The following is a 5,459-nucleotide window of genomic DNA, read 5'->3' as shown; positions in this document are numbered from 1 at the left end:
ACGAGGCCGATGAGCGCCACCTGGCCCGCGAGACGCGGCCAGAACGGGACCGCGGTGCGGCCGAAGCGCTCCGGGTCGCGCGCGGCGTAGGCGTTCGCCGGGAAGACCGCGACGAGGAAGACGACGAGGCAGATCCCGGCGGCGAGCCGCACACCGTCCCACGGCACGAGCAGGCCTGCGGCACCCGCGATTTCGCACACCCCGGTGATCACCACGAGTGCGGCCGGCCAGCCCGGACGCCGCAGCGGCGGCGGGATCATCGCCCGCATCCCGCGGGCGACCGGCGGCACGAAGTGCAGCACGCCCATGAACGCGAACACCGCCGCGAGGACGACTCGCAGCACGAGTTGCGCCGTATGAAGTGCGTCCATGACTCCATGGTCGCACTCGGTAAACTCGGGCCCGCGCCCCGCCTCCCTCCCGGCGCCCGACCCTGAAGGACTACTTCGTGGCCAAGCCGATCGTCCTGATCGCCGAAGAACTCTCTCCCGCCACCGTCGAAGCGCTCGGTCCCGACTTCGACGTGCGGAACGTCGACGGCACCGATCGGAAGGCGCTGCTCGCCGCGCTGGCGACGGCCGACGCCGTGCTCATCCGCTCCGCGACCCAGATCGACGCCGAGGCGCTCGCCGCCGCACCCGCGCTCAAGGTCGTCGCCCGCGCCGGCGTCGGACTCGACAACGTCGACATCAAGGCCGCGACCGAAGCCGGCGTGATGGTCGTCAACGCGCCGACATCCAACATCATCAGCGCCGCGGAACTGACGATCGGCCACATCCTGAGCCTCGCCCGGCACATCCCGGCGGCGCACGCGTCGCTCGCTGCGGGGGAGTGGAAGCGCTCCAAGTACACCGGCACCGAGCTGTTCGAGAAGACCGTCGGCATCATCGGCCTCGGCCGCATCGGCGCCCTGATCGCGGCCCGGTTGCAGGCGTTCGGCGTCGAGATCGTCGCCTACGACCCCTACATCACCGCGACCCGGGCGCAGCAGCTCGGCGCGACCCTGCTGAGCCTCGACGAGCTGCTGAGCGTTTCCGACTTCGTCACCATCCACATGCCGAAGACCGCCGAGACGACCGGCATGATCTCGACCGCGCAGCTCAAGCGCATGAAGCCGTCGGCCTACGTGGTCAACGTCGCGCGTGGCGGACTCATCGACGAAGACGCGCTCTACGACGCGCTCGTCGCGGGCGAGATCGCCGGAGCGGGACTGGATGTCTTCGTCGCCGAGCCGCCCGTCGAGAAGAAGCTGCTCAGCCTGCCCAACATCGTCGTCACGCCGCACCTCGGCGCCTCGACCGACGAGGCGCAGGAGAAGGCGGGCGTCTCGGTCGCGTTGAGCGTGAAGCAGGCGCTCGAGGGCGACCTGGTTCCGGATGCCGTCAACGTCGCGGGCGGCGTCATCGACCCGTTCGTGCGCCCGGGCATCGCCCTCGTCGAGAAGCTCGGACAGGTGCTGGCGGGCGTGGCCGGCCACGGGGCGCTCACCAGCCTCGAGGTCGAGGTGCGCGGCGAACTGGCCGCGTACGACGTCAGCGTCTACCGGCTCGCGGCGCTCAAGGGCTACTTCACCAATCAGGTCACCGAGAACGTGTCCTACGTCAACGCCCCCGTGCTCGCCGAGCAGCGCGGGATCACCTCGACGCTCACGGTGAATGAGGAGAGCGTCGACTACCGCAACACCACGACGCTGCGCGGCGTGCTCGCCGACGGCTCGGTCGTCGAGGTCGCCGGCACGCTCGCCGGCACGAAGCTCGCGCAGAAGATCATCGCGCTGAACGGCTACGACATCGAGGTGCCGCTGGCCGACCACCTCATCCTGATGACCTACGAGGACCGCCCCGGGATCGTCGCCACCTACGGTCGGGAGCTCGGCGACGCGAACGTCAACATCGCCGGCATGCAGATCGCCCGCCAGAGCGCGGGCGGCGAGGCGCTCAGCGTGCTCACCGTCGACTCGCCGGTGCCCGACGACGTGCTGGAGCGCATCGCGGTCGCGATCGAGGCGACGAGCCTGCGCGCGATCGAGATCGTCGAGGCCTGACCGGACGGGACCGGGGTACCCGGGTCCCCGGGCAGTCGTGCGCGCCGTACGCGGATGCCGCTAGGTTCGGTCCCGATCAGGCATCCCCCGGACGAGGGTCACCCGAGCTCTCGCCAGCGCCTCCGTGCCCCCGAACGGAATTCGCATGACTGTCGTCTCCCGCGTCGCATCCCGCCTTCTCCTCGCGCTTCTCGCCGTGCTGGCGCTGCTCGCCGCCCAGAGTTGGAACGCGGGGTCGGCGCAGGCGGCCGTCGCGCCGACCTACGACGGCATCACGAGCCCGCTGCCACCCTCGATGCCGAGCCTCGGCTACCAGGCGACGCAGACGGTGGAGTTCGGTGATCTCATCGAGTTGGCCGCCGGCGCTCGCGAGCTCGACAACGTCGTGATCGGACTCGTCGACTGGGCGTGCGAGACCGGGGGTGGCGCCACCTGCGTGACCACGCCGGGAGCCACCTGGACGCACCCGATCACCGTCAACGTCTATGCCGAAGGCACGGGCGGTCTCCCGGGCGCGCTGCTCGGCACGGTGACGCAGACCGTGACGATCCCGTTCCGCCCGTCGGCCGATCCGACGAACTGCAACGGCGGCACGACCTGGTTCGACGCGACCACGAGCACCTGCAGCAACGGCTTCGCGTTCACGGCGGACTTCGACTTCAGCAGCCTGATCCTGACCTTGCCCGACCGCATCATCGTCACCGTCGCGTACGACACCCAGAGCTACGGGGCCTCTCCGCGCGGTGTGACCGGACCCTACGATTCGCTCAACGTCGGGCTCGTCGCCGCTCCGACCGTCGGCACCGATGCCGACGCCACGTCGATGTACTGGAACACCGGCCACGGTGCCTTCTACAACGACCTCGGAGCCGGTGGCGCGGGGACCCTTCGCGACGACATCGGCGGCTGGACGGGCTACAGCCTCGCGGTGCAGGTCAACACCGGATTGCCGCTGCCGACCCTGTCGTTGCCCGACTCGGGCGGCGGCGCCGCAGGCGGGCTCCCGACCCTCGCAGCCACGGGCTCCGAGCCGAGTGCGATCGCCGGGGTGGCGGGTCTGCTCGCGGTGCTGCTCGGGGTGGTGCTGGTCGCGACGGCGCCGCGACGCGTGCAGGCGCATCGCGCCTGACGCGGTCTCGCGGCACAGCGCCCCCGAATAAGCTGGCGGGCGTGACCCGCGAGATCGACCTGGCCCTCATCCCCGGCGACGGAATCGGACCGGAGGTCGTCGAGCAGGCGGTCGCCGTGCTCACCGCGGCACTCGGCGACGACGCCAAGCTGCGCACGACGGAATACCCGTTCAGCGCGCGGCACTTCCTCGAAACCGGGGTCATCCTCGGCGACGACGATCTGGCCGCGCTCGCCCGCCACGAGGTCATGCTGCTGGGTGCCGTCGGCGGCGACCCGCGCGACCCGCGGCTCGCGGGCGGCATCATCGAGCGCGGCCTGCTGCTCAAGCTGCGCTTCGCCTTCGACCACTACGTCAACCTGCGCCCGACGAAGCTCTTCCCGTCGGTCACGAGCCCGCTCGCGAACCCGGGCGACGTCGACTTCGTCGTCGTGCGGGAGGGCACCGAGGGGCCGTACGTCGGCAACGGCGGGAGCATCCGGGTGGGCACCCCCGCCGAGATCGCCAACGAGGTCAGCGTCAACACGGCGTTCGGCGTCGAGCGGGTCGTGCGCTACGCGTTCGATCTCGCCGAGAAGCGCCGCCGCAAGCTCACGCTCGTGCACAAGACCAACGTGCTCGTGCACGCCGGAAGCCTGTGGGCGCGGGCCGTCGAAGCGGAGGCGGCCAATCATCCCGACGTGGTCTGGGATTACCTCCACGTCGATGCCGCGACCATCTTCCTGGTCACCGATCCTGCTAGGTTCGACGTGATCGTCACAGACAACCTCTTCGGCGACATCCTCACCGATCTGGCCGGCGCTATCAGCGGCGGGATCGGTCTGGCGGCCTCGGGCAACATCAACCCCGACGGTGCGTTCCCCTCGATGTTCGAGCCGGTACACGGTTCGGCTCCCGACATCGCGGGACAGCGGAAAGCCGATCCCACGGCGGCCATCCTCTCGACCGCCCTCCTGCTCGACCACCTCGGTCTGCCGGAGGCGGCCCGACGGGTCGACGCGGCGGTGACGGCGGATCTCGCCGAACGAGGATCGCACCCCCGCACCACGGACGAGGTCGGCTCTGCCATCCTCGCCCGACTGGGCGCAAACTAGACCTCTACCTCACGGAGCACTCATGACGATCAACCTCCTCCCCATGGCGACGCCCGACCTGCTGTGGCACGTGGTCCGCAACGACGCCGCGAAGTCGGCCGAGGCGCGGGCCGAGATCCTCGCCGACCCCGGCTTCGGCAAGTTCTTCACCGACCACATGGTCGACATCTGCTGGTCGGAGCGCGGCGGCTGGCACCGTCCGCGCGTGCAGCCGTACGGCCCGATCTCCCTCGACCCGGCCGCCGCGGTGCTGCACTACGGCCAGGAGGTCTTCGAGGGGCTCAAGGCCTATCGTCACGCCGACGGCTCGATCTGGACCTTCCGCCCGAACGCGAACGCCGCCCGCATCCGACGTTCGGCGAAGCGTCTCGCGCTGCCGGAGCTGCCCGAGGAGTACTTCCTCGACTCGCTGCGCCAGCTCATCGCCGTCGACGCCGACTGGGTGCCGACGGCTCCCGAGACGAGCCTCTACTTCCGGCCGTTCATCTTCGCCAAGGAAGCGTTCCTCGGCGTGCGTCCGGCGAACAAGGTGGAGTACTACCTCATCGCCAGCCCGGCCGGAGCGTACTTCAGCGGCGGGGTGACCCCGGTCTCGATCTGGCTCTCGACCGAGTACGCCCGCGCCGGCAAGGGCGGCACGGGGGCGGCGAAGACCGGCGGCAACTACGCGTCGAGCCTGGTCGCCCAGGCGGAGGCGTACGAGCACGGCTGTGCGCAGGTGCTCTTCCTCGACGGCGACGGCGTGTACCTCGAGGAGCTCGGCGGCATGAACGTCGTGCTCGTCACCCAGGACGGTCGGCTCATCACGCCCGAGAGCGACAGCATCCTCGAAGGGATCACCCTCGACTCGATCCTGCAGCTGGGTCGCGACCGTGGGCTCCGCACCGAGCAGCGCAAGGTCACGCTCCAGGAGTGGATCGACGGGGTCGCCTCGGGGGAGATCGTCGAGGCGTTTGCCTGCGGCACCGCGGCGGTCGTCACGCCGATCGCGGAGCTCAAGGGCGAGAGCGTGTCGGTGGTCATGCCGCCGACCGACGGTGAGAGCGTCGCGATGTCGCTGCGGCAGGAGCTGACCGACATCCAGTACGGTCGCATCCCCGACCGCCACGGCTGGAACCTCCGGCTCGACGCCTGACCTCACCGCGGGTTGAGTGCCGCCGCAGGCGGTGTATCGAAACCCACCCCGGGTTGC

At 70.3% G+C, this 5,459-nt stretch carries 5 protein-coding genes; 4 read left to right on the top strand and 1 reads right to left on the bottom strand.

The window, feature by feature from the left end:
- On the bottom strand, positions 1-371 hold a 371-nt coding region (locus ACILQS_RS15295), incomplete at its 3' end, for a DoxX family protein (protein ID WP_395640985.1).
- Positions 372-448: 77 nt separating this feature from the next.
- Between ACILQS_RS15295 and serA the strand changes: the two genes are divergently transcribed.
- The 4 genes from serA (at position 449) to ACILQS_RS15275 (ending at position 5,402) form a co-directional block, all read left to right on the top strand.
- Positions 449-2,044, top strand: coding sequence for a phosphoglycerate dehydrogenase (gene serA / locus ACILQS_RS15290; RefSeq protein WP_395640984.1), 1,596 nt, complete (start codon positions 449-451; stop codon positions 2,042-2,044).
- Positions 2,045-2,189: 145 nt separating this feature from the next.
- Positions 2,190-3,173: a hypothetical protein gene (locus tag ACILQS_RS15285; RefSeq protein ID WP_395640983.1), complete on the top strand. Its 984-nt coding sequence runs from the start codon at positions 2,190-2,192 to the stop codon at positions 3,171-3,173.
- Positions 3,174-3,214: 41 nt separating this feature from the next.
- Positions 3,215-4,267: a 3-isopropylmalate dehydrogenase gene (locus ACILQS_RS15280; RefSeq protein WP_395640982.1), complete on the top strand. Its 1,053-nt coding sequence runs from the start codon at positions 3,215-3,217 to the stop codon at positions 4,265-4,267.
- Positions 4,268-4,289: 22 nt separating this feature from the next.
- Positions 4,290-5,402: a branched-chain amino acid aminotransferase gene (locus ACILQS_RS15275; protein WP_395640981.1), complete on the top strand. Its 1,113-nt coding sequence runs from the start codon at positions 4,290-4,292 to the stop codon at positions 5,400-5,402.
- The last annotated feature ends 57 nt before the right edge of the window (positions 5,403-5,459 follow it).

Source organism: Pseudolysinimonas sp. (genome assembly GCF_044239695.1).
Taxonomy (GTDB): domain Bacteria; phylum Actinomycetota; class Actinomycetes; order Actinomycetales; family Microbacteriaceae; genus Pseudolysinimonas_A.
Note: the sequence above shows the minus strand (reverse complement) of the source record. Positions and strands in the feature narration are given on the sequence as shown.